This window comes from Kocuria sp. LHG3120, from assembly GCF_049897445.1.
In the GTDB taxonomy this organism is placed as follows: Bacteria; Actinomycetota; Actinomycetes; order Actinomycetales; family Micrococcaceae; genus Kocuria; species Kocuria rosea.
In genome coordinates this window covers 1-23,765 of sequence record NZ_JAFCWG010000004.1, presented here as the reverse complement: position 1 = coordinate 23,765, position 23,765 = coordinate 1, and the positions used below count along the sequence as shown (strand labels likewise).

20 protein-coding genes are annotated in these 23,765 nt (G+C 74.5%); 11 read left to right on the top strand and 9 right to left on the bottom strand.

Annotated elements, in window-relative coordinates:
- Nucleotides 1-44 precede the first annotated feature (44 nt).
- The gene (locus ACP7CD_RS09070) at nucleotides 45-1,286 is read right to left on the bottom strand and encodes a heparan-alpha-glucosaminide N-acetyltransferase domain-containing protein (protein WP_426120036.1); all 1,242 of its coding nucleotides are present in this window, start codon (nucleotides 1,284-1,286) and stop codon (nucleotides 45-47) included.
- Nucleotides 1,287-1,717: 431 nt separating this feature from the next.
- On the opposite strand from ACP7CD_RS09070, the gene ACP7CD_RS09065 reads away from it, so the two are divergent.
- From ACP7CD_RS09065 to ACP7CD_RS09040, 6 genes are all read left to right on the top strand, one after another.
- Complete coding sequence (locus ACP7CD_RS09065; protein WP_426120035.1) at nucleotides 1,718-2,173, top strand: hypothetical protein; 456 nt, start codon at nucleotides 1,718-1,720, stop codon at nucleotides 2,171-2,173.
- 279 nt (nucleotides 2,174-2,452) lie between these two features.
- Nucleotides 2,453-4,084 (top strand): peptide ABC transporter substrate-binding protein, encoded by a 1,632-nt coding sequence (locus ACP7CD_RS09060; protein WP_426120034.1) that lies wholly within the window; start codon nucleotides 2,453-2,455, stop codon nucleotides 4,082-4,084.
- Between the two features lie 83 nt (nucleotides 4,085-4,167).
- Entirely contained in the window at nucleotides 4,168-5,091 is a 924-nt protein-coding gene (locus ACP7CD_RS09055; protein WP_017833150.1) for an ABC transporter permease, read from the top strand.
- A complete protein-coding gene (locus tag ACP7CD_RS09050; RefSeq protein WP_109221407.1) occupies nucleotides 5,084-6,052 on the top strand; it encodes an ABC transporter permease in 969 nt (322 codons plus the stop codon). Before ACP7CD_RS09055 ends, ACP7CD_RS09050 begins: the two co-directional genes overlap by 8 nt.
- Complete coding sequence (locus ACP7CD_RS09045; protein ID WP_031282879.1) at nucleotides 6,049-7,116, top strand: ABC transporter ATP-binding protein; 1,068 nt, start codon at nucleotides 6,049-6,051, stop codon at nucleotides 7,114-7,116. Before ACP7CD_RS09050 ends, ACP7CD_RS09045 begins: the two co-directional genes overlap by 4 nt.
- Nucleotides 7,109-8,143, top strand: coding sequence for an ABC transporter ATP-binding protein (locus ACP7CD_RS09040; protein ID WP_017833153.1), 1,035 nt, complete (start codon nucleotides 7,109-7,111; stop codon nucleotides 8,141-8,143). The genes ACP7CD_RS09045 and ACP7CD_RS09040 overlap by 8 nt, the downstream gene beginning before the upstream one ends.
- Before the next feature lie 39 nt (nucleotides 8,144-8,182).
- Here ACP7CD_RS09040 and ACP7CD_RS09035 read toward each other — a convergent pair whose 3' ends face one another.
- Nucleotides 8,183-9,172 (bottom strand): DNA-3-methyladenine glycosylase, encoded by a 990-nt coding sequence (locus ACP7CD_RS09035; protein WP_368826390.1) that lies wholly within the window; start codon nucleotides 9,170-9,172, stop codon nucleotides 8,183-8,185.
- A gap of 200 nt (nucleotides 9,173-9,372) precedes the next feature.
- Between ACP7CD_RS09035 and ACP7CD_RS09030 the strand changes: the two genes are divergently transcribed.
- Both ACP7CD_RS09030 and ACP7CD_RS09025 read left to right on the top strand, forming a co-directional pair.
- Nucleotides 9,373-10,626, top strand: a complete 1,254-nt coding sequence (locus tag ACP7CD_RS09030) for an NRAMP family divalent metal transporter (protein ID WP_373994745.1) — start codon at nucleotides 9,373-9,375, stop codon at nucleotides 10,624-10,626.
- A gap of 71 nt (nucleotides 10,627-10,697) precedes the next feature.
- Entirely contained in the window at nucleotides 10,698-11,441 is a 744-nt protein-coding gene (locus ACP7CD_RS09025; RefSeq protein WP_426120178.1) for a putative hydro-lyase, read from the top strand.
- On the opposite strand, the gene ACP7CD_RS09020 is transcribed toward ACP7CD_RS09025, so the two are convergent.
- On the bottom strand, nucleotides 11,404-12,138 hold the full coding sequence (locus ACP7CD_RS09020) for a GntR family transcriptional regulator (protein WP_217905330.1): 735 nt from the start codon (nucleotides 12,136-12,138) through the stop codon (nucleotides 11,404-11,406). The two genes, ACP7CD_RS09025 and ACP7CD_RS09020, sit on opposite strands and share 38 nt — an antisense overlap.
- Nucleotides 12,139-12,250: 112 nt before the next feature.
- Between ACP7CD_RS09020 and ACP7CD_RS09015 the strand changes: the two genes are divergently transcribed.
- On the top strand, nucleotides 12,251-13,213 hold the full coding sequence (locus ACP7CD_RS09015) for an ABC transporter substrate-binding protein (protein ID WP_017833158.1): 963 nt from the start codon (nucleotides 12,251-12,253) through the stop codon (nucleotides 13,211-13,213).
- A gap of 41 nt (nucleotides 13,214-13,254) precedes the next feature.
- Here ACP7CD_RS09015 and ACP7CD_RS09010 read toward each other — a convergent pair whose 3' ends face one another.
- From ACP7CD_RS09010 to ACP7CD_RS09000, 3 genes are read right to left on the bottom strand one after another with little or no spacing between them, the layout of a single operon-like run.
- Nucleotides 13,255-14,985 (bottom strand): acetyl/propionyl/methylcrotonyl-CoA carboxylase subunit alpha, encoded by a 1,731-nt coding sequence (locus ACP7CD_RS09010; RefSeq protein ID WP_336650361.1) that lies wholly within the window; start codon nucleotides 14,983-14,985, stop codon nucleotides 13,255-13,257.
- A gap of 4 nt (nucleotides 14,986-14,989) precedes the next feature.
- On the bottom strand, nucleotides 14,990-16,648 hold the full coding sequence (locus tag ACP7CD_RS09005) for a 5-oxoprolinase/urea amidolyase family protein (RefSeq protein WP_426120033.1): 1,659 nt from the start codon (nucleotides 16,646-16,648) through the stop codon (nucleotides 14,990-14,992).
- Nucleotides 16,645-17,409 (bottom strand): LamB/YcsF family protein, encoded by a 765-nt coding sequence (locus tag ACP7CD_RS09000; RefSeq protein ID WP_035923428.1) that lies wholly within the window; start codon nucleotides 17,407-17,409, stop codon nucleotides 16,645-16,647. Before ACP7CD_RS09000 ends, ACP7CD_RS09005 begins: the two co-directional genes overlap by 4 nt.
- 206 nt (nucleotides 17,410-17,615) lie before the next feature.
- Between ACP7CD_RS09000 and ACP7CD_RS08995 the strand changes: the two genes are divergently transcribed.
- Complete coding sequence (locus ACP7CD_RS08995; RefSeq protein ID WP_081994040.1) at nucleotides 17,616-18,122, top strand: PTS sugar transporter subunit IIA; 507 nt, start codon at nucleotides 17,616-17,618, stop codon at nucleotides 18,120-18,122.
- 141 nt (nucleotides 18,123-18,263) lie between these two features.
- Here the strand turns inward: ACP7CD_RS08995 and xylB are convergent, their stop codons facing one another.
- Both xylB and xylA read right to left on the bottom strand, forming a co-directional pair.
- Nucleotides 18,264-19,688 (bottom strand): xylulokinase, encoded by a 1,425-nt coding sequence (gene xylB / locus ACP7CD_RS08990; protein WP_336650364.1) that lies wholly within the window; start codon nucleotides 19,686-19,688, stop codon nucleotides 18,264-18,266.
- A gap of 150 nt (nucleotides 19,689-19,838) precedes the next feature.
- On the bottom strand, nucleotides 19,839-21,062 hold the full coding sequence (gene xylA / locus ACP7CD_RS08985; RefSeq protein WP_426120032.1) for a xylose isomerase: 1,224 nt from the start codon (nucleotides 21,060-21,062) through the stop codon (nucleotides 19,839-19,841).
- Nucleotides 21,063-21,210: 148 nt separating this feature from the next.
- Between xylA and ACP7CD_RS08980 the strand changes: the two genes are divergently transcribed.
- Nucleotides 21,211-22,377 (top strand): ROK family transcriptional regulator, encoded by a 1,167-nt coding sequence (locus ACP7CD_RS08980; protein ID WP_115163433.1) that lies wholly within the window; start codon nucleotides 21,211-21,213, stop codon nucleotides 22,375-22,377.
- Between the two features lie 82 nt (nucleotides 22,378-22,459).
- On the opposite strand, the gene ACP7CD_RS08975 is transcribed toward ACP7CD_RS08980, so the two are convergent.
- Nucleotides 22,460-23,629 carry an endo-1,4-beta-xylanase gene (locus ACP7CD_RS08975; RefSeq protein ID WP_017833166.1) on the bottom strand — a complete coding sequence of 390 codons (1,170 nt, stop codon included), beginning with the start codon at nucleotides 23,627-23,629 and terminating at the stop codon, nucleotides 22,460-22,462.
- Between the last annotated feature and the right edge of the window lie 136 nt (nucleotides 23,630-23,765).

Sequence of the window (23,765 nt, the reverse complement as noted above, 5' to 3'; positions counted from 1 at the left end):
ACCGGCGGGCGGCGCGGACGCAGGCGCCGCCGGCGCGGGACCCGCTAGGCCCGCGGGGACTCCGCCGTCCGGGCGGGGGCGCCCAGGACCAGGCGGCGGGTGCCCCGGACGGCGGCCGCGATCACCCGCTCGAGCGGTCCCTGACCGAACGTCGCCTGCCAGAGCACGGCGAAGCCGGCGGCCACGGCCACGTGCACGGCGAACCAGAGCACGCGGTCCTCGTAGTGGAGCGTCGTGGCCAGGGCGAGCAGGTGGGCCGAGTACAGGGTCAGGGTGCGGGCCCCCATGGCGCCCAGGGTGGTCCACAGCCGGTTCGGGCGCGCGACGAGCAGGAAGAGCCCCAGCACGGCCAGGCCGGTGCCCAGGTCCATGAGCAGCGTCACCGGGGTGTTGCTGTGCGGTCCGGGGGTGAGCAGCCACCACCACGTGGAGGTGGGCAGATCCGGGCTCGGGCCCCAGACGAGGATCTCGTCGACCTGGTCCTCGCTCAGCCACGGGGTGTGCCGCAGCAGCTGGTCGTAGCCGCCGGCCTGCAGGACCAGCACCCAGTAGACGAACCAGGCCCCGAGCGCCAGGACCACGCCGGCCACGGCGATCCGGACCCGCACCACGACCTCGTGCAGGTCGGTCCCGCCGAGGAGCAGACCGGCGCAGAGGTACGTCAGGTAGGGCACGGCCGGGTAGGTCCCGGTCAGCAGCACCTGGGCCAGGGTGGCGCCCGGGTCCGCGAGCGCGCTGCCGAGGGTGGGGTTGACGGCTCCGGCCTGGGGCAGGGCGGGGCCGAGGACGTGCACGAGCACGGGGCCCAGCACCGCGGCGAGCGCCGCGACGGCGGCCAGCGTGCGGCGCCGCAGGCCGAGCAGCGGGACGGCGAGCAGGAAGAACGCGCCGTAGTAGACGAGGATGCCCAGCGCGGGCGCCGGGGACGGCATGACCTGGTTGATCGCCAGCCCGGCGGCGGCGATGAGCAGGGCCCGCACCACCAGGCCGGCGCGGGTGGCCGTCAGCGCGCGGCCCCGGTGCGGGGTGCGCCCGCCCGAGGAGAACGCCAGGCTCAGCCCGGCCAGCAGGGCGAACAGCGCCGCGGCGCGCCCGCCGAACAGGCTCCACTGGAGGGTGGGCTCGAAGGTCCCGGGGTCGTGGGCGGGCAGGATGTGGACCGCGATCATGCCGATCAGCGCCAGGCCGCGGGCGGCGTCCACGGCGATGAGGCGGGGTCTGCGGGCGGGGGCCGCAACGGTCGTGCGGATGGTGCCGGTCGTGGGGGCTTCGGACGTTCGGCTCATGGGATCTCCGGGGGGCGGGGGCGCGCAGGGGATCGTGACCGCTGCCGGCGGGGACCGGTGCGGCCCGTGCGCGGGGGGTGCGCAGGGGTGCGCGCGGACGGGGCGGCTCGCGGGGATCCGGGCGGCCGGCCGGTGGCACGTCCGGCCGGCCCGGGGGAGGGGCCGGTGCGGACGTCGGTGCGCCCGGGCGGGGGCCCGGTGCGGCGACGGTCCCGAATCCCCCTCGGGCCGCCTCCGACCCTAGGAGCCGGATCATCTCCTGTCCACTTGACGCGTTTGCATTGTCGCAGGTCACAAGGCGTTTGTGACGTGTTCACCGGCGCCCCTCTGGAAGTCCGCCGGGGTCGCTGGTTCCATGGGAGCAGGCCTCTCCGGCCTGCGCCGGGCGCCGGACGGGGGGCGCGGTCGCAGGTCCTGAGGAAGGTTCGATGATGAGCAGTGCACTGTCCCCCCGGCCGGCGTTCCGGTCGGTCGACCCCGTCCACGTCCCGCTGCTCCCGGAGCACCCCGACGACGCCGCCCCCGGCCGCCAGGACGACGGCCTCGGTCTGCACCCCGCCGGGCTCCTCCAGCGGGTCTTCACCGCGGCGGGAGAGGTGGAGGCCGCGGAGTGGGCGCTCGACCACGCCCTCGACGCCGTGGCCTCCGGCGAGGAGGTGGGCATCGGTCTCGACGTCGCCCCCCTCGACGGCGCCCTCGAGTCGGCGCGCTGGGCACTGGACCGGGCGGTGGCCGCTCTGCACGCCGAGATCCGCTGGGCGGCGCGGCACGGCGTCCCGCTCTGCCTCCTCGCCGAGGCCTCCGCGACGGAGCTGGACGAGGTGCGCTCCGTGCTGCGCTCCGCCGCTCTCGGGGCGGGGACAGGGGGACTGGCCGTCGCCGGCTGAGCCGACCTCCGCCCCGCGGGGGCTCGGAGCCCGGCGTTGTTGTTACGAATGGGTAACTGATACCGGCGGTTCCTGTTTCTCCTGGCGTGTCTGCTGTCGTCCCCCGAACGGACCACATAGATTTCTTCTGGGTGCGGCGGACGGTGATCTCCGTCACGTCGGGCCCGGAGCCCCGTGCTCCACGACGCGAGCCCCGTGCTCGCCCCGGCGTGGCCCCGTCCCCCTCGGACTGCGAACCCAGCACTCCTGGCGGGCCCGTATCGACCCATGGAGGAAACGATGAGAACGAAGCGGATCGCGGGCACGTCAGTGGCGCTCTCCGGAGCCCTGCTGCTCACCGCGTGCGGCGGGGGAGACGGCGGGGGCACCTCCGCCGAGGGCGGCGGCGACGGCACCTTCAGCGTGTACATCGGCGAGCCCGAGAACCCGCTGCTGCCGGGCAACACCGGCGAGACGGAGGGCGGCCAGGTCGTCGACGCGCTCTGGACCGGCCTGGTCGAGTACGACCGGGAGTCCAACGAGGCCGTCTACACCGGCGTCGCGGAGTCGATCGAGTCCGAGGACCAGACGACGTGGACGGTCAGCCTCAAGGACGGCTGGACCTTCCACGACGGGTCCCCGGTGACCGCCCAGAGCTACGTGGACTCGTGGAACTACGTGGCCAACAGCGAGAACGCGCAGGGCAACTCCTACTTCTTCTCCAACGTCGAGGGCTACGACGCCCTCCAGGGCGAGGAGGGCGCGAGCCCCACCGCCACCGAGATGTCCGGCCTGCGCGTCGTCGACGAGCAGACCTTCGAGGTCACCCTCAGCGAGCCCTACGCGCAGTGGCCGACCACCGTCGGCTACACCGCGTTCTTCCCGATGCCGGAGGCGTTCTTCGAGGACCCCGAGGGCTTCGGCGAGCAGCCGATCGGCAACGGCCCGTTCAAGGCGGACGAGGCCTTCCAGGAGGGCCAGGGCATCACGCTCACCCGCTACGACGAGTTCGGCGGCGACGAGCCGGCCAAGGCCGCCGCCGTGGAGTTCCGCGTCTACACCGAGATCAACACCGCCTACAACGACCTCCAGGCCGGCTCGCTCGACGTGGTCGACCAGATCCCGCCGGACGCCATCGCCTCCGCCGAGGACCAGTTCGGCGAGCGGTTCAAGACCACCCCGCGCGGCGACATCACCGCGCTCGGCTTCCCGACCTACGACGAGCGCTTCGCCGACCCGGAGGTCCGCCGCGCCTTCTCCATGGCCATCGACCGGCAGGCGATCACCGACGCGATCTTCCAGGGCTCCCGCACCCCGGCCGCGTCCTTCGTCTCGCCCGTGATCGACGGCCACCGCGAGGACGCCTGCGACGCGTGCGAGCTGAACGTCGAGGAGGCCAACCGGATGCTCGACGAGGCGGGCTTCGACAAGTCCGAGCCCGTGGACCTGTGGTTCAACGCCGGCGCCGGCCACGAGGAGTGGATGCAGGCCGTCGGCAACCAGCTCCGCGAGAACCTGGGCGTCGAGTACCAGCTGCGCGGCGACCTCCAGTTCGCGGAGTACCTGCCCAAGCAGGACGAGAAGGGCATGACCGGCCCGTTCCGCTCCGGCTGGATCATGGACTACCCGGTCATGGAGAACATGCTCGGCCCGACGTACTCCACGGCGGCCCTGCCGCCGGCCGGGTCGAACGTGACGTTCTACTCGAACGAGGAGTTCGACGCCAAGCTGCAGGAGGGCAACGCCGCCGACTCGATCGACGCGGCGATCCAGGCCTACCAGGAGGCCGAGGACCTGCTCGTGGCCGACATGCCGGCCACGCCGCTGTTCTTCGGGCTCGTGCAGTACGCCCACTCGGAGAACGTGGACGAGGTCTACGTCAACAGCTTCGGCCGCGTCGAGGTCGAGGACGTCGTCGTCACCTCGGAGTGATCCGACCCTGACCCGGGGCGCCCCGCACGGGGCGCCCCGGGCCCACCTGTCCGCGCAACACCTCCGCACACACAAGGAGACCCATGGGGCGGTACGTCCTCCGCCGTCTGCTGCTGACCGTCCCGGTGCTGCTGGGCGCGTCCCTGCTCATCTTCTCGATGGTCTACGCGCTGCCCGGCGATCCCATCCGGGCGCTGGCCGGCGACCGGCCGCTGTCCGAGGCCGTGCAGGCGCAGCTGCGCACCGAGTACAACCTCGACGACCCGCTGCTGATCCAGTACGCCAAGTACCTGGGCGGCCTGGTGCAGGGCGACTTCGGCACCGACTTCTCGGGCCGTCCCGTCCTCGACACCATCGTGGACCGGCTGCCGGTGACGGCCCGGCTGGCCCTCGTGGCCGTGGCCTTCGAGATCCTCATCGGCATCCTCGCCGGCGTCCTGGCGGGCCTGCGGCGCGGGTCCTTCTTCGACAACCTCGTGCTGGTCTCCACCACGGTGGTCGTGTCCATCCCCGTCTTCGTCCTCGGCTTCCTCGCCCAGTACGTCTTCGGCGTGCGGCTCGGCTGGTTCCCCATCGCCGGCATCTCGGACGGCTGGTACAGCTACGTCCTGCCCGGCTTCGTGCTCGCGGCGCTCTCGCTCGCCTACGTGGCCCGGCTGACCCGCACGAGCCTCGCGGAGAACCTGCAGAGCGACTACGTGCGCACGGCACGCGCCAAGGGCCTCAGCGAGGTGTCGGTGGTCGGCAAGCACACCCTGCGCAACAGCCTCATCCCGGTGGTCACCTTCATCGGCGCCGACCTCGGCGCCCTCATGGGCGGGGCCATCGTCACCGAGTCGGTGTTCAACATCCCCGGTCTCGGCCGGGCGGTCTACGACGCGGTGCTGCGGCAGGAGGGCGCCGTCGTCGTCGGGATCGTCACCCTGTTCGTCTTCTTCTACATCTTCTTCAACCTGGTGGTCGATGTCCTCTACGCCGCCCTCGACCCGAGGATCCGCTATGAATGAGCCGCGTCCGGAGAGCGTCCGCGAGGAGCGGGACGCCCACCACGAGACCTTCTCCGACCGCGTGGACGACCGCGCCGACGAGATCGCCTCGGCGGCGGCCGCGGGGGACATCGAGCAGGTCAGCCTGTGGCGGGACGCCTGGAAGGGCCTGCTCCGCAACCCCTTCTTCCTGGTGGGGGCCCTGCTCTTCGTCGTGTTCGCGGTGATGGCCCTCGCCCCGCAGGTGTTCACCTCGGTGGACCCGCGGGCCTGCAGCCTCGGCCGCTCGGGGGAGGGCCCGCAGCCCGGGGCGCCGTTCGGCTACGACGTCCAGGGCTGCGACTACTACTCGAACGTGGTGCACGGCGCGCGCATCTCGCTGGCCATCGGCTTCCTCGCCGTCCTGGGCACCCTGGCCATCGGCGTGGTGGTGGGCGCGCTCGCCGGCTACTACGGCGGCTGGCTCGACTCGCTGCTCGCCCGGATCACCGACATCTTCTACGGCCTGCCGCTCATCCTGGGCGCCATCATCCTGCTCTCCGTGCTGCCCGAGCGCGGGGTGCTCGAGGTCTCCCTCGCGCTGATCGCGTTCGGCTGGATGACGGCCATGCGCCTGGTCCGCTCCAACGTGATCGGGGTCAAGGAGGCCGACTACGTCCAGGCGGCCCGGGCGCTGGGCGCGCGGACCGGCCGGATCCTCACCAAGCACATCCTGCCCAACGCCGTGGCGCCCGTCCTGGTCTACTCCACCATCGCGGTCGGCACGATCATCGCCTCCGAGGCGACGCTCACCTTCCTGGGCGTGGGCCTGCAGCTGCCCGAGATCTCCTGGGGCCTGCAGATCAACGCGGCGCAGAACAGGCTGCGCGACGCCCCGCACCTGATCCTCTTCCCGTCGCTGTTCCTGTCCCTGACCGTGCTCTCGTTCATCCTCATGGGCGACGCGCTGCGCGACGCCCTCGACCCGAAGTTGCGCCGATGACACCCTCCTCCGTCCCCGCTCCCACCCCCGCCCCCGTGCCCGCGCCGCCGGGCGGCGCGGCGGGCCCCGTGCTCGAGGTCGACGACCTCGCGGTGGAGTTCCGCTCCCGCCGGCGCACCGTCCGGGCCGTCAACGGGATCAGCTACACCGTCCGGGCCGGCGAGACCCTCGCGATCGTCGGGGAGTCCGGCTCCGGCAAGAGCGTCAGCGCCCAGGCCGTCATGGGCATCCTCGACATCCCGCCCGCCCGCATCACGCACGGCGAGATCCGCTTCCACGGCGAGGACCTGCTGGGCATGAGCCGCCGGGACCAGCGGGCGGTGCGGGGGCCGGGCATCGCCATGGTCTTCCAGGACGCCCTCTCCGCGCTGAACCCGGTCTTCTCCGTGGGCCACCAGATCGGCGAGCTGTTCCGCGCCCACCGGGGCGCCTCCCGGCAGGAGGCGAAGGCCCGGGCGATCGAGCTCATGGAGCGCGTGGGGATCCCCGCGGCCCGGGAACGCGTGGGCGACTTCCCGCACCAGTTCTCCGGCGGCATGCGCCAGCGCGTGATGATCGCGATGGCCATCGCGCTGGACCCGGACATCCTGATCGCCGACGAGCCGACCACCGCGCTCGACGTCACCGTCCAGGCCCAGATCATGGACCTGCTCACCGAGCTCCGCACGCAGACCGGGATGGGCGTCATCCTCATCACCCACGACCTGGGGGTGGTCAACGAGGTCGCCGACCGGGTCGCGGTGATGTACGCGGGTAGCATCGTGGAGAACGGCACGGTCGACGAGGTGCTCTCGGCGCCCCTGCACCCCTACACCCGGGGGCTGATGTCCTCGATGCCCAGCCTCGAGTCCCAGGGCGAGCGGCTCCTGCCCATCGCCGGGACCCCGCCGGACCTCTCCGCCGTCCCCGCCGGCTGCGCGTTCCACCCGCGCTGCCCCATGGCCCGGTTCGGGCGGACGGCGGCGCCGGGCAAGGACTGCGCCGCGGACGTCCCGGTGCTGCGCGAGGTCGTGCCGGGCCGGACGGCCGCGTGCCACTACAGCGAGGAGCTCGAGCATGAGTGACACCCTGCCGACGACGACGGCGGACGCGCCCCTCCTGGAGCTGCGCGGGCTCACCAAGCACTTCCCCCTCACCCAGGGGGTGCTGCTGCGGCGGACCGTGGGCCAGGTCCAGGCGGTGGACGGCGTGAGCATGACCCTCGGCCCGGGGGAGACACTGGGGCTCGTGGGCGAGTCCGGCTCCGGCAAGTCCACCGTGGCGAAGCTCATCATGGCGCTGCAGCAGCCCACCGCGGGCCAGGTCCTGTACAAGGGCCGGGACGTGGCCGCGATGTCCTCGCGGCAGCTGCGGGAGTACCGCCGCAACGTGCAGATCATCTTCCAGGACCCCTACTCGTCCCTCAACCCGCGGATGACGGTGGGGGACATCGTGGCCGAGGCCTGGGACGTGCACCCCAACGCCGTGGCGCGGCAGGACCGCGCGGCCACGGTCCGGGAGCTGCTGGAGCGGGTGGGGCTGCGGCCCGACTACGCCAACAGATACCCGCACCAGTTCTCCGGGGGCCAGCGGCAGCGCATCGGGATCGCACGGGCCCTGGCCCTGCGCCCCGAGGTGATCATCTGCGACGAGCCGGTCTCGGCCCTGGACGTCTCCGTCCAGGCACAGGTCATCAATCTGCTGCAGGACCTGCAGGACGAGTTCGGCCTGTCCTTCCTCTTCATCGCCCACGACCTCTCGGTGGTGCGCCACCTCAGCGACCGGGTCGCGGTGATGTACCTCGGCAAGGTGGTGGAGACGGGCGACCGGGACGCGATCTACCACCGGGCCGCCCACCCGTACACGCAGGCCCTGCTCTCCGCGGTGCCGGTCCACGAGCCCGCCCTGCGCGGGGGGCGCGAGCGGATCATGCTCAGCGGCGACCTGCCCAGTCCCGCGAACCCGCCCTCCGGGTGCCGGTTCCGCACGCGGTGCTGGAAGGCGCAGGACGTGTGCGCCGAGCAGGAGCCGGAGCTCGTCGACCGCGGCCAGGGCCACCCGGCGGCCTGCCACTTCGCCGAGAGCCGGGACCTCGTGCCCGGCTCGGCGTAGCCGCCGGCCCCGGCGGCCGGCCCGCGCCGCCGGCCGGGCTCAGCGGGCCCCGGACCCTCCGGGGCCCCCGTCGGGGCCGGGGCCGCCGGGCGCTGCGCGGTCCCCGCCGGCGGGCAGGGCGGCCGAGTCCGGGAACGCCGCGCGGGCCCACAGCCGCATCACGGCGTAGCTGCGCCAGGGGCTCCAGGCGGACGCGGTCGCCGCTGCGGCGGCCGCCCCGGCCGCCCCGAGCGCGCGCCGCAGGACCAGGTCCTGGGGCAGGAAGACGTCGGGGTCGCCCAGGACGCGCAGCGAGATCGACCCGGCCGTCCACGGGCCGATGCCGGGCAGGGCCAGCAGGCGCTCGCGCAGCACGGCTGCGTCCTCCCCGGCCGGCACGCCGGCACGTCCCGGCGGGGCGTCGAGGACGAGTCCGTCGCGGACCGCCACGGCGAGCGCGTGCACGGTCGCGGCCCGGCGGGTGGTGACGCCCACGTCCCGCTGCAGCCGGGCCGGGTCCGTCCCGGCGATCCGGCGGGCCGTCGGGAAGGCGGTGGCGCCGCCGGTCACGGGGATGCCGTGGTGGCGGACCAGGCGCCCGGCGAAGGTGCGGGCCGCGGCGAGGGAGACCTGCTGCCCCAGTACGGTCAGGACTGCCGTCTCGAAGCCGTCCGGTGCACCGGGCAGCCGGATCAGGGGCCAGGCGCGCACGTCCGCGGCGAGCACGGGGTCGGCCGCCAGGGCGCGGTCCGCCGCGGGGGACTCCGTGCCCTCGCCGAGCCAGCGGCGCACCCGCTCCAGCACGGGCTCCAGGGTCTCCGCCGCCCCGGGCCCCACGCGCACCGGCAGACCGGCCGGAGTGAGGCCCCTCCAGTCGACCGTCACCGTGCGGACGGCTCCGTCCACCACGACGGGGCGCCGGTGGGCGCCGCCCGCGAGGTCGTCGCACCCGGGCACGGCCTGGGAGGCCAGGAAGTCCCGGAGGAACCCGGGGGACGCCGGCGCCGGGAGCAGGACGTCCACGGCACCCGCGGACCCGTCGTCGTGCATGCGCTGCTCCCGGTCGTCGAGGGGCGGGGATCCGGACCCAGCCTGTCCCGGGGGCCGCTGCGTGTCCAGGCGGAGAAGCGGCGGAGGCCCTGTTCAGATTGTTCAACAATCACTACACTGGCACGAGAGTGACCGCGGCCACGTCCAGGGTGGCCGGCGCCGTGCCCCGGCGCAGGTCGCCCCCGTCCCGAGGAGGCCGCATGTCCAGCTCCGCCCCCGTCCCGCCCGTCCCGGAGGGCCGCGGCGCCGTCAGCAGCCCCGCGGCGATGCGGGCCGTGAACCGCTCCGCCCTGCTCGGCGCCCTCTTCCTGATGGCCACCAGCGCCATCGGCCCCGGGTTCATCACCCAGACCGCGAACTTCACCGTGCAGCTGGGCGCCGCCTTCGCGTTCGCCATCGTCATCTCCATCGTCGTCGACATCGCGGTGCAGCTGAACGTGTGGCGGATCATCGGCGTCTCCGGGCTCAAGGCGCACGAGCTCGGCAACCGCGTGCTGCCGGGCCTCGGCTGGTTCATCGCCGCGCTCGTGGCCACCGGCGGGCTCGTCTTCAACATCGGCAACACCGCCGGCGGCGGGCTCGGCCTCGACGCGCTGCTCGGCCTCGACCCCACCTGGGGAGGCATCATCACGGCGCTGATCGCGGTGGGCGTGTTCGTCAGCAAGCGCGCGGGCGTGGCCCTGGACCGGATCGTGGTGGTCCTCGGCGTGCTCATGATCCTCGTGACGAGCTACGTCGCGTTCGTCTCGCGGCCCCCGGTGGGGGAGGCGCTGCGCAACGTGGTGCTGCCCGAGAACGTGGACTTCCTGATCATCACGACCCTCATCGGCGGGACCGTGGGCGGGTACATCACCTACGCGGGCGCCCACCGCATCGTCGACGCCGGGATCACCGGCGTGGAGAGCGTCAAGCAGATCTCCCGCAGCTCCGTGGTGAGCATCGTGCTCACCGGGGTCATGCGCTTCCTGCTGTTCCTGGCGATCCTCGGGGTGGTCGCCGGCGGCGCCCAGCTCACGGGCGAGAACCTCGCCGCCCAGGCGTTCCGCTCCGCCGCCGGGGAGGTCGGCCTGCGCCTGTTCGGGGTCATCCTGTGGGCCGCGTCCATCTCCTCGGTCATCGGCGCCGCCTACACCTCGGTGTCCTTCCTCACCACCTCCCGGACGAAGCCGCGCACCCGGAACCTGATGACCATCGCCTTCATCCTGGTCTCCGCCACCGTGTTCGCCCTGCTCGGCCAGGCGCCGTCCACGCTGCTCATCGTGGCGGGCGCCGTCAACGGGCTCATCCTGCCGCTGGGCTTCGCGGTGCTGCTGTGGGTGGCCTGGCGCCGGCGGGACCTGCTGGGCGGCTACGAGTACCCCAAGTGGCTCGCGCTGATCGGCACCGTGGTGTGGCTGCTCACCATCTTCCTGGGCTACCAGTCCCTCAGCGGCATCGCCGCGCTGTGGGCGTGATCGCCGTGGGACCGGACAGCACGCAGGCCCGGCGGGACCGGGCCGCCCTGGCCCCGGGCGCCGCCCGGGCGATGTTCCGCAGCGGCCTGGTCACGCCCACGTCGGGCTGGTGCGACGGCTTCGCGCAGGCCAACCTGATCGTCGTCCCCGCGGACTGGGCCTTCGACGTCCTGCTCTTCGCCCAGCGCAACCCCAAGCCGTGCCCGGTGCTCGGCGTGCTCGAGGCCGGCGAGGTGACCGGGCCGCTGCTGGGCGGCGGCGACGTCCGCACCGACGTCCCCCTCTACACCGTCTACCGGGACGGAGAGGCGGCGGGCACCCGCACCGACCTGCTCGACGTGTGGCGCGAGGACCTCGTGACCTTCGCCCTCGGCTGCAGCTTCACCTTCGAGGCGGCCCTGCAGGAGGCCGGGATCCCGATCGCCCACATCGACCAGGGCGTCAACGTCCCGATGTACCGCACGAACGTCCCGTGCGCGCCCGCCGGGCGGCTGTCCGGCCCGCTGGTCGTGTCCATGCGGGCGATCCCCGCCTCCCGGGTGGCCGACGCGGTGCGCATCACCTCCCGCTATCCCGCCGTGCACGGCGCCCCGGTGCACGTCGGCGCCTCGCAGGAGCTGGGCATCCGGGACCTCGGGGCCCCCGACTACGGGGACGCGGTGCAGATCCCGGACGGCCACGTCCCCGTGTTCTGGGCCTGCGGGGTGACGCCCCAGGCGGCGGTGCTCGAGTCCGGGGTGCCGTTCGCCCTCGGCCACGCCCCGGGCCACATGCTGGTCACCGACCTGCCCGACTGGCAGTACCAGGTCCCCTGAGCGCGGCCGGCGCGGGGCCCTCCAGGACGTCCAGCAGCTGCTGCCGGGAGGCCTCCAGGTAGTCGTGCATCTGCACGGCGGCCTCCTCGCGCCGGCCCTGCTCGAAGAGCTCGAGGATCCGGGCGTTGCGCTCGATCCAGGGCGCGTGGAAGGACGGGTCCTGGCGCATGGAGTAGAACACCAGTCGCATCTCCGCGAGGGTCCGGGACATCAGCTCATCCTGGCGCGGCGAGCCGGCCAGCTCCACCACGCCGCGGTGGAACTGCTGGTTCGCGTCGGCCATGCCGGTGACGTCCCGGCGGTCGCGGGCGGCGCGGCCGTCCTCGACGGCGGCGTGCAGGCCCGGCTGCGGGACCGGGTCCGACCAGCGCAGCGCCGAGGTCTCCAGCGCGAGCCGCACCCGGTGGATCTCCCGCACGTCGTCCGCGCCGGGCCGGGCCACCGAGACGCCGCGGTTGGGCACCCGCACCAGCAGGTTCTCCCCGACCAGGATCGTGAACGCCTCGCGCAGGGTGTTGCGGGAGACCCGCAGCGCCTCGCTGACCCGGGCCTCCGAGAGCCGGGTCCCGGGCGGCAGCCGGCCGGCCACGACGCCCTGGCGCAGCACGTCCACCGCCCACGGGATGGCCTCGCCCTGCGGGGCGGGCCCGGCCTGGGCGACGGCCGTCGTCAGGAACTCGTTCTGCACGGTGTTCATCGATCCCCATCCTGACATCCCGGGGGCGCCCGGCCGTGCGGCGGCACCCTGGTGGCGGACCAGGCCGTCCTCTACGCTGTCAGGACGTCCGACCCACTCCCTGGAGGCTTCGATGCAGAAGACCGGTGCAGCACTCGCCACGGCGGCCGTCCTGACGGTGACCGCGTGCGGGGGAGGGGAGTCCGGCGGCGGAGCGGCCGGGGACGGCGAGCTGACCAGGGTCGGCGTGGGCGTCATCGCGAGCACCGACGTGGCACCCCTCTACCTGGGGATCGAGCAGGGCTTCTTCGAGGAGGAGGGCCTGGAGCTCGACATCACCCAGGCCCAGGGCGGTGCGGCCATCGTCCCGTCCGTGGTCAGCGGGGAGATGGACTTCGGCTTCAGCAACGTGACGTCGCTGATCGTCGCCCGGTCCCAGGGGTTGCCGCTGCAGATCATCGCCAACGCCAACAACTCCACCGGGGTCCAGGGCGAGGACTTCGCCGACGTCCTGGTGCGCGAGGACAGCGACATCCAGGATGCCGCGGACCTGCAGGGCAGGACCGTCGGGGTGAACACCCTGAACAACATCAGCGACACCACCATCCGCGCGGCCATCGAGGCGCAGGGCGGGGACCCCGGGGACGTCGAGTTCGTCGAGGTCCCGCTCCCCGACATGCCGGCGGCCCTGGAGCGGGGCGAGGTGGACGCGATCGGCTCGATCGAGCCGTTCCGGACCATCGCCATGCAGGACGGGGCGCGCTCGGCGGTCTCCAACTACGCGTTCCCGATCGAGGACCTGACGGTGGCCGTGTACTTCACCACCGAGGACGTGCTGGCCCAGGAGCCCGAGACCGTCGAGGCGTTCCGGGCCGCCATCGAGAAGTCGCTGCAGTTCGCGCAGGACAACCCCGACGAGGTCCGGGCCGTGCTGCCCAGCTACACGCAGCTCGACGAGGAGCTGATCGACCAGCTCGTCCTGCCCGCCTACCCCACCGAGGTGAACCGGCAGTCCGTGCAGGAGCTCGCGGACCTCGCCGTCCAGCACGGACTCATCGAGGAGGCCCCGCCCCTCGAGGAGCTGCTCCCCGAGTGAGCCCCCCGGGGAGGTCCGGGCACCCCGGGGACGGAGCCCGGTCAGGAGAGGCGGGCCAGCACCTGGTCGGCGGTCACCGCGTCCCCCGGTCCCACCGCGAGCTCCCGGACCGTGCCGGCCCGCGGCGCGGACACCCGGGTCTCGGTCTTCATGGCCTCCAGTACGGCGACGTCCTGGCCCGCCTCGACGTCGTCCTGCTCGGCCACCAGCCACGAGACGAGCGTGCCCGCGAAGGGCGCGGTGACGGCGCCGTCGTCGGCGGGCTGCGCCCCCGCGGGGGCGGCCTCCGACGCCGCGGGGGCGGAGCCCAGGGCCGCGGCGAGGGCGTCGGGGATCCCGATGCTCACGCGCCGCCCGTCCACGTCCACCGTGAAGCGGGTGCGGCCCGGCTCGTCCGCGCGGGCGTACTCGGCGTCCGGGGCGAGCCGGCCGGCGAACTCGTCCTCGATCCACGTGGTCCACACCCCGAGCCCCTCGCCCCCGGCGAAGGCGGGGGCGTCCAGCACGGCGCGGTGGAACGGGACCGTGGTGGCCACGCCGTGCACCCGCAGCTCGCGCAGGGCGGTGCGGGCCCGCACGAGCGCCTGCTCGCGGGTGGGCGCGCTGATCACGAGCTTGAGCAGCAGCGAGTCGAAGGTCGTGGCCACCCGGGTGCCGCGGTGCACCCCGGAGTCCACGCGCACACCCGGGCCGGTCGGGGTGTCGACGGCCTCGACCGTGCCCCCGGAGGGCAGGAAGCCGCGGCCGGGGTCCTCGGCGTTGATCCGGAACTCGAACGCGTGCCCGCGCGGGACCGGGGTCTCGAGCACGGGCAGCGGGTCCCCGGCGGCCACGGTCAGCTGGGCGCGGACCAGGTCCACGCCGTAGACCTCCTCGGTGATCGGGTGCTCCACCTGCAGCCGGGTGTTGACCTCCAGGAAGGAGATCAGCCCGTCCGGGGCCACGAGGAACTCGGCGGTGCCCACCCCCACGTACCCGGCCTCCCGGAAGATGCCCTCGGCGGCGGCGGCGATCCGCTCGCGCTGGTCGTCCGAGAGGAACGGCGCGGGGGCCTCCTCGACGAGCTTCTGGTGGCGGCGCTGCAGGGAGCAGTCCCGGGTCCCGAGCACGACGACGTGGCCGTGGGAGTCGGCCACGACCTGCGCCTCCACGTGCCGCGGGCGGTCCAGGAAGCGCTCCACGAAGCACTCGCCGCGGCCGAACGCGCTCTGCGCCTCGCGGGCGGCCGAGCGGAAGGCGTCCTCGACCTCGTCGAGCTCCCGGACCACGCGCATGCCGCGGCCCCCGCCGCCGTGGGCGGCCTTCACGATCACCGGCAGGCCGTGCTCCTGCGCGAAGGCCCGGGCGTCCTCCGGCGACTCGACCGGGCCGTCGCTGCCCGGCACGAGCGGGGCGCCCGCGCGCCGGGCGATCTCGCGGGCGGCGACCTTGTCCCCCAGCAGCACGATCGTCTCGGGGGAGGGGCCGATCCAGGTGAGGCCGGCCTCGATCACCGCCCGGGCGAACCCGGCGTTCTCGGAGAGGAACCCGTAGCCCGGGTGCACGGCGTCGGCGCCGCACCGGCGCGCGATCGCGAGCACCTCGTCCCCGTCCAGGTAGGTCTCGGCGGCCGAGGTGCCCTCCAGGGCGTACGCCTCGTCGGCCAGGAGGACGTGCGGGGCGTCGGCGTCGGGGTCGGCGTAGACGGCCACGGACTCGAGGCCGGCCTCGGCGCAGGCGTGGACGACGCGGACGGCGATCTCCCCGCGGTTGGCGATCAGGATCTTGCGCACGGTGCTACTCCCGGGAGGTGTCGGTGGACATGTCGGTGGACGTGCTGGTGGCGGTGCTGTCGGGTTCGGCCTGCGCGGTGGCGGGCTCGGGGTCCTCCGCGGGCGGCGGGCCGAGATCGGGCGCCGGCAGCCGGGTGAAGCGCAGGCGGCCGCCGGGGCGCAGCTGGGCGAGCACGGCGAGGTCCTCCGGGTGCACCACCCCGATGACGGGGTAGCCGCCGGTGGTGGGCGCGTCCTGCAGCAGGACGACCGGCAGGCCCGCGGGCGGGACCTGGACGCAGCCGGGCACGGTCCCCTCGCTGGGCAGCTCGTCCGTGCGCACCCGCTCCAGCGGCTCGCCGGAGAGCCGGGCGCCCACGCGGTCGGAGGACGCGGTCAGCTCCCACTCCTGCGCGAAGAAGGAGGTCACGGCGGCGGGGGTGAACCAGTCGTCGCGGGGGCCCGGGACCACGCGGACCGTGGGCACCGCGGCCGGGGCGGGCGCCGGCTCGGGGGGCCGGACGGCGGTGCCCGGGTGGGGTCCGACCGGCAGGGCGTCGCCGGCGGCCAGGGGGGCCGGGCCCAGCCCCGCGAGCGTGTCCGCGGAGCGGCTGCCCAGCACCGGCGGGACCGTGATCCCGCCGCGGACGCCCACGTAGACCCGCGCCCCGGCCGTCACGGTGCCGACGGCCAGCCGTTCGCCGTCGCGCAGGGCGAAGGGGGTGCCGGGCGGGGGCCGCCACGGGGCCGGGCCCGTGACCGTCAGCGCCGCCCGCGCGCCGGTGACCGCCAGGACGTGCTCCCCGTGGGCGGTCAGCTCGAGCCCGCCGAGCAGGTGCTCCAGCACCGCCGCCCCCGGGCCGTTGCCCACGAGCCGGTTGGCCGATCCGGCGGCGGCGGCGTCGAGCGCGCCCGAGGGGGACACGCCCAGCGCGGCGGAGCCCGCCCGGCCGCCGTCCTGGACGAGGGTCTGCAGCCCGGGGGCGCCGACCGTCAGGTGGGGCCCCCGCACCGGGGCGGTCCGGGCTGCGGTCGCGGCGACCTCCACGAGCTCGCGCACGGGCCGGTAGCGCACCCGGTCCCCGGGGCGCAGCAGGGCGGGGTCCTCGCGGTCGAGGTCGAACATCCGGGCCGCGGAGCGGCCGATGAGCTGCCAGCCGCCGGGGGAGCTGCGGGGATAGACGGCGGAGAACCGGCCGGCCAGGGCCACCGAGCCGGCGGGGACGGCGGTGCGCGGCGTGCCCCGGCGCGGGACGTCGGGACCGTCCTCGCCCACGCAGTAGAAGAAGCCGGGCGCGAAGCCGGCGAAGGCGGCCGTCCACGCCTGCCCGGTGTGGAACCGGACCACCCCGTCCGCGCCGAGGCCCGTGAGCTCGCCGACCGCCGCCAGGTCCTCGCCGTCGTAGACGACGTCGATGGTCACGGTGCGGGCCCCGCCGGCCCCGGCGCTCCCGCGGGGGACGGCGCGGGCGGCGCGGACGACTCCCCGCAGCGCATCGGTGGTGCTCGCGCGCACCACCACGGTCTCCGCGCCGGCCACGCAGTCCACGAGCCCGGGCAGGTCCGCGGCGGCGAGCCGGGCGTGCACCGCCACGGCGTCGTGCAGGTCGGCGCACTCGACCAGCGCCGCCCGCGGGCCGAGCGGCCGGACCCGGCGGGGCCCCGCGGGGGCCGGCCCGCTCACAGGAAGCTCCCGACCCGCAGGCCGGCCTCCTCGAGGGCGCGGCGCACGCGCTCGGCGATGGCCAGCGCCCCGGGGGTGTCCCCGTGCACGCAGATGCTCTGGGCGTCCACCGCCACGAGGGAGCCGTCGACGGCCTCGACCACGCCCTCGACGGCCATCCGCACCACGCGGGCGGCGATCTCGTCGGCGTCGTGCAGGACGGCGCCGGCCTCGGTGCGGGGCACGAGCGTGGCCTGCGGCGTGTAGCCGCGGTCGGCGAAGGCCTCGCGGACCGTGCGCAGCCCGGCCGCCCGCGCCTGGCGCTCGATCTCGGAGCCGGGCAGCACCAGCAGGGGCAGGGCGTCGTCGACGTCGCGCACGGCGTCCACCACCGCTCCTGCGTGCTCCTCGTGGTGGACGATCGCGTTGTACAGGGCGCCGTGCGGCTTGACGTAGCTCACCCCGGTGCCCGAGGCGCGGGCCAGGGCCTGGAGGGCGCCGATCTGGTACACCAGCTGGTCGGTCAGCTCCGCCCGGGGCACGGCGATGAAGCGGCGGCCGAAGCCCTTGAGGTCGTCGTAGGAGACCTGCGCGCCCACGGCCACGCCCTGCTCGGCGGCCACGGTGCAGGTCCGTCGGGCGACCGTCGGGTCCCCAGCGTGGAAGCCGCAGGCCACGTTGGCGCTGGTGACCACGTGCAGGACGGCCTCGTCGCCGGCCATGGCCCAGGCGCTGAGCGACTCGCCGCAGTCCGCGTTGAGGTCGATGTCGGAGGGGGGCATGCTGTGCTCCTTGTCACGTCGGTCCCTCCAGCATGCCCTGTCCCCCAGGATTGTTCAACAATATTTGCCGACGGGATCGGAATCCGCGCGGACCGGTGGACGCCGGGGCCCGGCCGCCGTAGGTTGGCCCGCACGAGGGCGCAGCGGTGCCGCGGGCAGTGCGGTGGGACCGCGCCGCCCGTCCACCTCCACCGATGGGACAGCACATGAGCGACAGGACCTCCCGCGCCGCGGACGACTCCCCGGGGCGCTCCGGCTCCGTCCTGGCCCACCTGAGCGAGTCGACCGTGCTCCTGGACGTCCACGGGGCGGACCGGGACGGCGTGATCCGGCAGCTCGCCGAGCTCGGCGCGCACACCGGGCGGGCGTACGACGCCGACAGCACCGTCGCGGCGGCCCTGGCCCGGGAGGAGGAGGGGTCCACCGGGGTGGGCAACGGCGTGGCCCTGCCGCACGCCAAGTCCGCCGGTGCCGAGCGGCCGATGATCGCGTTCGCCCGCAGCCGGGACGGCGTGGAGTGGAACGCGCTGGACGGCGAACCGGTCCACCTGGTCTTCCTGATCTCCCTCCCGGAGGAGCGCTCCGGGGAGGAGCACCTGGAGCTGCTGGCCGAGCTCTCCGAGGCCCTGGCCGGGGAGTCCTGCCGGCGGGCCCTCCTCGACGCCGGGAGCGCGTCCGAGGTGCTGGCCGCGCTGGAGGAGGCGCTGGGCTGACCGGTCCGGCCGGGCAGGTGCGGGGCCCGGACCGCGGCGCCGAGGTCGAGCGCCCGCGGGCTCAGACCGACCGGGGCGGCCGGGGTGCGGACGGTGGTCTCCCGCCCGTCGGGCGGCGCCCCGCCGGACCGCGGGCCGGTCTCACCGCTGGGGGTGGGCGCCGGCCGGGGGCCGGGACCAGCCGGCGGTCCGGTCGCCCAGCGTGCGGTAGGCCTCCAGGACCCCGGGCGTCGGCTCCGCCTCGTACTGCCGGGCGCCGGCGAGCGCCCAGGCCGGGGGCTCGTCCTCGCCCGAGAGGGCCCAGGCGGCCTGCCGGGCGGCACCGAGGGCCACGTACTCCGCCGGGGCGGGGACGAGCACGGGACGGCCGAGCACGGCCGGGGCGAGCCGGCGCACCGCCTCGGACTGCGCGCCGCCGCCGATCAGGAGGATCCGCTCCGCAGCGGTGCCGGTGGCCCGCTCGAGCGCGGCCACGCCGTCGGCGAGGGAGCAGAGCAGGCCCTCCACGCAGGCCCGGGCGATGTCCTCCCGGCCGGTGCGCGAGGACATCCCGTGCAGGGTGGCGCGGGCCTCGGGCCGGTCGGGCGTGCGCTCCCCGTCGAGGTAGGGGAGCAGGGTGACGCCGCCCGCCCCGGGACGGCCCGCGAGGGCGAGCTCGGCGAGGCCCGCGTGGTCGACGCCCAGCACCCGGGCCCCGAACTCCAGGATCCGGGCGGCGTTGAGGGTCGTGGCCATGGGCAGGTAGCGGCCGGTGGCGTCGGCGAAGCCGGTCACCAGCCCGCTGGGGTCCGCGGTGCGGGTCTCCGAGACCATGGCCGCGACCCCGGAGGTGCCGATCGACAGGGACACGTCGCCGGGGCCGAGCGTGACGCCCAGCGCGGCGGCCATGTTGTCGCCCGTGCCGGCCGCGAGCACCGCCCCCGCGGCCGTGCGGCCCATGACCGCGTTCGGGGCGGCGGCCACCTGCGGGAGCTCGAGGTCGTGGCCGAGCGCCTGCTCCACGAGGGCGTGGTCCCAGGCGCCGGTGCGCGTGGAGAAGTAGCCGGTCCCGGAGGCGTCGCCGCGGTCGGTGAAGAAGGACGACCGGCCGGCGTCGAGGTGGTGGGACAGGTAGTCGTGGGGCAGCAGCACCCGGTGGGTGCGGGCGGCGTGCTCCGGCTCGTGCTCCGCCATCCAGCGCAGCTTGGTGGACGTCATGGACGCGACCAGCACACTGCCGAGCTCCTCGGCGCAGGCGGCCGCACCGCCCATCTCCTCGACGAGCCCGCGGGCCTGCGGCGCCGAGCGGGTGTCGTTCCACAGCAGGGCGTCGCGCACCACGGCGTCGTGCTCGTCGAGGGCGACCATCCCGTGCTGCTGGCCCCCGACGGAGACCGCGGCGGCCTCCGCGAGGAAGGGCCCGGCGGCGTCGTCGAGCGCGGCGAGCCAGGCCCGGGGGTCCACCTCGGTCCCGTCCGGGTGGGGGGCGCGGCGCTGCGCGAGGACCTCGCCGGTGCCGGCGTCGACGAGGAGCGCCTTGGTGGACTGGGTGGAGGAGTCGATGCCCAGGACGGTGGTGCGTGCCATGAAGAACCTCGGTGCGGGGTCGGGACGGAGCGGCGAGGGCGCCGCGGGACGGGACGCGCAGTGCCCGGCCCGGCGCAGGGGGGATGTGCGCCGGACCGGGCCGGGACGGGGCCGGCACCCCGGAGGGGGTGGGTGCCGGCCCCGGGCGTCTCAGCCCCGGGCGCCCATGAGGTGCTCGACGGCGAGCTGGTGCAGGCGCACGAAGCCGTAGTTGCGCTCCGACGGGCCCGTCAGGTCGAGGTCCTCGTAGGCGCTGCGGTCGGCGAGGAACGCCTCGAGGTCCTCGCCCTCGGCGAGGGTCGGCTCGCCGAGCTCGAGGATGCCGGACTGCTCCATGGCCTCCTGGACGTCGGGGTCCTGGCGGAAGGCCACCGCCCGCTCCTTCAGCAGCAGGTACATCCGCATGTTCGCCGCGGCCGAGTCCCAGACGCCGTCGAGGTGCTCGGTGCGGGAGGGCTTGTAGTCGAAGTGCCGGGCCCCCTGGTAGGCGCCCGGCAGGGACGGGAACCCGTTCTCCAGCAGGTCCACCGTGAAGAAGGCGCTGATCAGGTTGCCGTGGCCGAACACCAGGTCCTGGTCGTACATCGGGCCGTTCTGCCCGTTGAGGTCGATGTGGAACAGCTTCTCGCACCACAGCGCCTCGGCGAGGCCGTGCGTGTAGTTCAGCGTGGCCATCTGCTCGTGCCCGGTCTCCGGGTTCACGCCCACGACGTCCCCGTTCTCGAGTCGGTCGATGAACGCGAGGGCGTGCCCGATGGTCGGCAGGAAGATGTTGCCGCGGGGCTCGTTGGGCTTCGGCTCGAGGCCGATGCGCATGTCGTAGCCCTGGGACTTGATGTACCCGGCCACGGTGTCGATGCCCTCGGCGTAGCGGTCCAGGGCGGCGTAGAGGTCCTTGGAGGAGTCGTACTCGGTGCCCTCGCGCCCGCCCCACATCACGAAGGTCGTGGCGCCGAGCTCGGCGGCGAGGTCCACGTTGCGGAGCACCTTGCGCAGGCCGTAGCGCCGGACCCGCCGGTCGTTGGACGTGAACGCGCCGTCCTTGAAGATCGGCTCCGCGAAGGTGTCCGTGGTGACCATCTCGCAGACCATGCCGGTCTCGTCCATGGTCTGCTTCAGCTGCCCGATCAGCTTCTCGCGCTGGGCCTCGGTGGCGTCGAAGGGGATCAGGTCGTTGTCGTGGAAGGTGAAGCCCCAGGCGCCGAGCTCCTTGAGCTTGCGCGCGGACTCGAGGGGGTCGAGCTCGGGCCGGGAGGCGGTGCCGAACTGGTCGCGGGCGGCCCAGCCCACGGTCCACAGGCCGAAGGAGAACTTGTCCGCGGGGGACGGGGTGAGTGACGGGGCGAGGGAGGTCGCGGGGGAGGAGGTGGGCATCGGAGGTCCTTTCCCAGTTGGTTAGTTTCCGTTACTTACTATAGGAGCTGGGATACCGTGGGGGAAGACCGCCGGCGGATTTTCTGCCGTCCGGTCGGCCGGGATCCGCGCCGGACCCGGTCCTCTCGGCACCAGAGGAGAGTCGTCCGTGCAGTCGAGCCACCTGCGGGAGCACAACCTCTCCACCGTGCTGCGCGCCGTCGCCGGGGCGGACGCGCCGGTCTCGCGCGCCGCGCTCGCCAAGCTCACCGGGCTCACGAAGCCCACCGTGTCCAAACTGGTGCAGGAGCTGCTCGAGGCGGGTCTGCTCGTCGAGGGCCGGCAGACGGCCGCGCGGGTGTCCGGGCGGCCGACGATCCCCCTGACCGTGGCCCGGGGGACCGTGCTGGGCGTGGGCCTGGAGATCGCCGCCGACCACCTCGCGTGCCTCGTCACGGATCTCGGCGGCCGCGTCCTGCACGAGGAGTCCCGTTTCGGGGCCTTCGCCGGGGCGTCCGTGGACGAGGTCGCCTCCGTGCTGGCCGGTCTGCTGGACACCGCCCTGGCGCCCCGCCGGGACGTGCCCGTGGCCGGGATCTGCGTCTCGGTCCCCGGCCGGCTCTCCACGGACCGCGCCACCGTGCTCTCCGCCCCCAACCTCGCCTGGCAGGACGTCCCGCTGGTCGAGCGGCTCCGGGAGCACCCGGCGTTCCGGGGCCCGGGGCTCACCGCCGGCAACGACAGCATGCTCGCCGCGCGCACCGAGGTCCTGCGCCGGCCGGGCGCGTCCTTCCTCTTCCTGCACGGCCAGACCGGCATCGGCGGCGCCGTGGTCCTGGAGGGGCGCATCCTCCGCGGTGAGCACGGCTGGGCGGGGGAACTGGGCCACGTCACGATCACCCCCGGCGGGGAGCTGTGCCGGTGCGGGCGGCGCGGCTGCCTCGAGGCCTACGCCAGCTACCACGCGCTGCGGGGCCGGACCGGCCTGCCGGAGGACGTCCGGATCGAGGACCTCGTGGCGGCCACGGCGGAGCGGCTGCAGAGCCGGGAGGCGGTCATGGAGATGATCGGGCGGCCCCTCGGCGTGGTGCTCGCGAACTCGATGAACGTCCTGGACCTGTCGACGGTCGTGCTCTCCGGGTACTTCGCCCCGATCGCCCCGGAGCTGGAGCCCGTGCTGCGCGAGGTCCTGGAGGCGCACGCGCTCACGGCGGAGGTGGGGCCCGTCGAGATCCAGCGCTCCGCCGCGGAGGCCCATCCCGCCCTGACCGGCGCGGCCGCCACGGCCCTCGAGGCCATTTACGACTCGCCGGCCCGCTGGATCGACCGGCGCTGACTCGCCCCCGTCCGGGGACGACGACGGGGCCCGCTCGCACGAGCGGGCCCCGTCGCGCTCCGGCCGGGTCCGGGCGATCGGCTCAGCGGAACGCGGGGTGGTGCTCCCACTTCGCGTCGCCGCCGGGCTGCGAGCGGACCAGGGCCTCCTGGAGGGCGTCGTAGGCCGGCTTGCGCTCGTAGTCGCCCTCCATGGTCAGGGCGTCCCCGTAGCCGGGGAAGGTGTTCGGCACCCAGGAGTGCTCGTCGAGCACGCCCCACACGGTGAAGGAGTTGCAGTCCTCCACGGCCAGGCACGCCTCGAGGGCCGTGCGGTACCAGTCGGCCTGCTTCCGGCGCAGCTCGTCGGTCATCCGGTCGTCGCCGTCGACCGGTCCGCGGACGTCGATCTCGGTGACGGCCGTCTCCAGCCCCAGGTCGTCGAAGCGCTGGAGGTTCTGCTGCATGCGCCCGTCGAAGCCGTACTGGAGGCCGAGGTGGGTCTGCATCCCGAAGCCGTGGACCGGCACGCCCTGCGCGAGCAGGTCCTGGATCAGCGCGTAGTAGGCGTCGGACTTCGCGTTGATGCCCTCCACGTTGTAGTCGTTGAAGAACAGCTGGGCGTTCGGGTCGGCCTCGTGGGCCCAGCGGAAGATGTCGGCGATGATCTCCGGGCCCAGCTCCCGCAGCCAGATGTTCTCCTGCAGGCGCAGGTTCCCGCTGTCGTCGAAGATCTCGTTGGCGACCTCCCACTGCTGGATGCGGCCCTCGTAGTGGCCGACCACCGTGTGGATGTGCTCCTTGAGGATGGCGCGCAGCTCGTCGGGGGTGTAGTCGCCTTCCTCGAGCCAGTCGGGGTTCTGGCTGTGCCAGAACAGGGTGTGGCCGCGCACGACCTGCCCGTTGGCCTCGGCGAAGTCGACGATGTCGTCCGCGGGGCCGAACTCGTAGACCCCCTCCTCGGGGTGGATGAACTCCCACTTCATCTGGTTCTCGGGGGTCAGGGAGCTGAACTCCCGCGCCAGGACGGAGCGGTACTCGGGGTCGGAGGGGAAGGGCTCCGGGTAGTCGGCGCTGGTGTGGTGGCCTCCGCCGGCCACGGCGCTGCCGATGCGGAAGTCCTTCGGGGTGTTCCAGCGCAGGGTGTCCTGCTTCGCCTGGCCGGGGGGCCGGGTCTCCGGGGCGGCGCTCGCGGCCTGGGGGACCGCGGTGAGGCACAGGGCGGCGACGGCGGTGGCCGCTCCGGCGCGGAGGAGGGGGGCTCGTCTGCTCATGTCGGGGCTTCCTTCATCGGGGGGTGGGGGATTCGCGGGGACGGGTGGGACGGGGCGGGGGGGGGGGGGGGGGGGCCCCCCCCCCCGGGGGGGGGGGGGGGGGGCGCGGGGGGGGGGGGGGGGGGGGGGGGGGGCC

Coding starts and splice junctions, on each gene's coding strand:
- ACP7CD_RS09070 (WP_426120036.1), bottom strand. CDS start 1,286: ATGAGCCGAACGTCCGAAGCCCCCACGACCGGCACCATCCGCACGACC.
- ACP7CD_RS09065 (WP_426120035.1), top strand. CDS start 1,718: ATGAGCAGTGCACTGTCCCCCCGGCCGGCGTTCCGGTCGGTCGACCCC.
- ACP7CD_RS09060 (WP_426120034.1), top strand. CDS start 2,453: ATGAGAACGAAGCGGATCGCGGGCACGTCAGTGGCGCTCTCCGGAGCC.
- ACP7CD_RS09055 (WP_017833150.1), top strand. CDS start 4,168: ATGGGGCGGTACGTCCTCCGCCGTCTGCTGCTGACCGTCCCGGTGCTG.
- ACP7CD_RS09050 (WP_109221407.1), top strand. CDS start 5,084: ATGAATGAGCCGCGTCCGGAGAGCGTCCGCGAGGAGCGGGACGCCCAC.
- ACP7CD_RS09045 (WP_031282879.1), top strand. CDS start 6,049: ATGACACCCTCCTCCGTCCCCGCTCCCACCCCCGCCCCCGTGCCCGCG.
- ACP7CD_RS09040 (WP_017833153.1), top strand. CDS start 7,109: ATGAGTGACACCCTGCCGACGACGACGGCGGACGCGCCCCTCCTGGAG.
- ACP7CD_RS09035 (WP_368826390.1), bottom strand. CDS start 9,172: ATGCACGACGACGGGTCCGCGGGTGCCGTGGACGTCCTGCTCCCGGCG.
- ACP7CD_RS09030 (WP_373994745.1), top strand. CDS start 9,373: ATGTCCAGCTCCGCCCCCGTCCCGCCCGTCCCGGAGGGCCGCGGCGCC.
- ACP7CD_RS09025 (WP_426120178.1), top strand. CDS start 10,698: ATGTTCCGCAGCGGCCTGGTCACGCCCACGTCGGGCTGGTGCGACGGC.
- ACP7CD_RS09020 (WP_217905330.1), bottom strand. CDS start 12,138: ATGAACACCGTGCAGAACGAGTTCCTGACGACGGCCGTCGCCCAGGCC.
- ACP7CD_RS09015 (WP_017833158.1), top strand. CDS start 12,251: ATGCAGAAGACCGGTGCAGCACTCGCCACGGCGGCCGTCCTGACGGTG.
- ACP7CD_RS09000 (WP_035923428.1), bottom strand. CDS start 17,409: ATGCCCCCCTCCGACATCGACCTCAACGCGGACTGCGGCGAGTCGCTC.
- ACP7CD_RS08995 (WP_081994040.1), top strand. CDS start 17,616: ATGAGCGACAGGACCTCCCGCGCCGCGGACGACTCCCCGGGGCGCTCC.
- xylB (WP_336650364.1), bottom strand. CDS start 19,688: ATGGCACGCACCACCGTCCTGGGCATCGACTCCTCCACCCAGTCCACC.
- xylA (WP_426120032.1), bottom strand. CDS start 21,062: ATGCCCACCTCCTCCCCCGCGACCTCCCTCGCCCCGTCACTCACCCCG.
- ACP7CD_RS08975 (WP_017833166.1), bottom strand. CDS start 23,629: ATGAGCAGACGAGCCCCCCTCCTCCGCGCCGGAGCGGCCACCGCCGTC.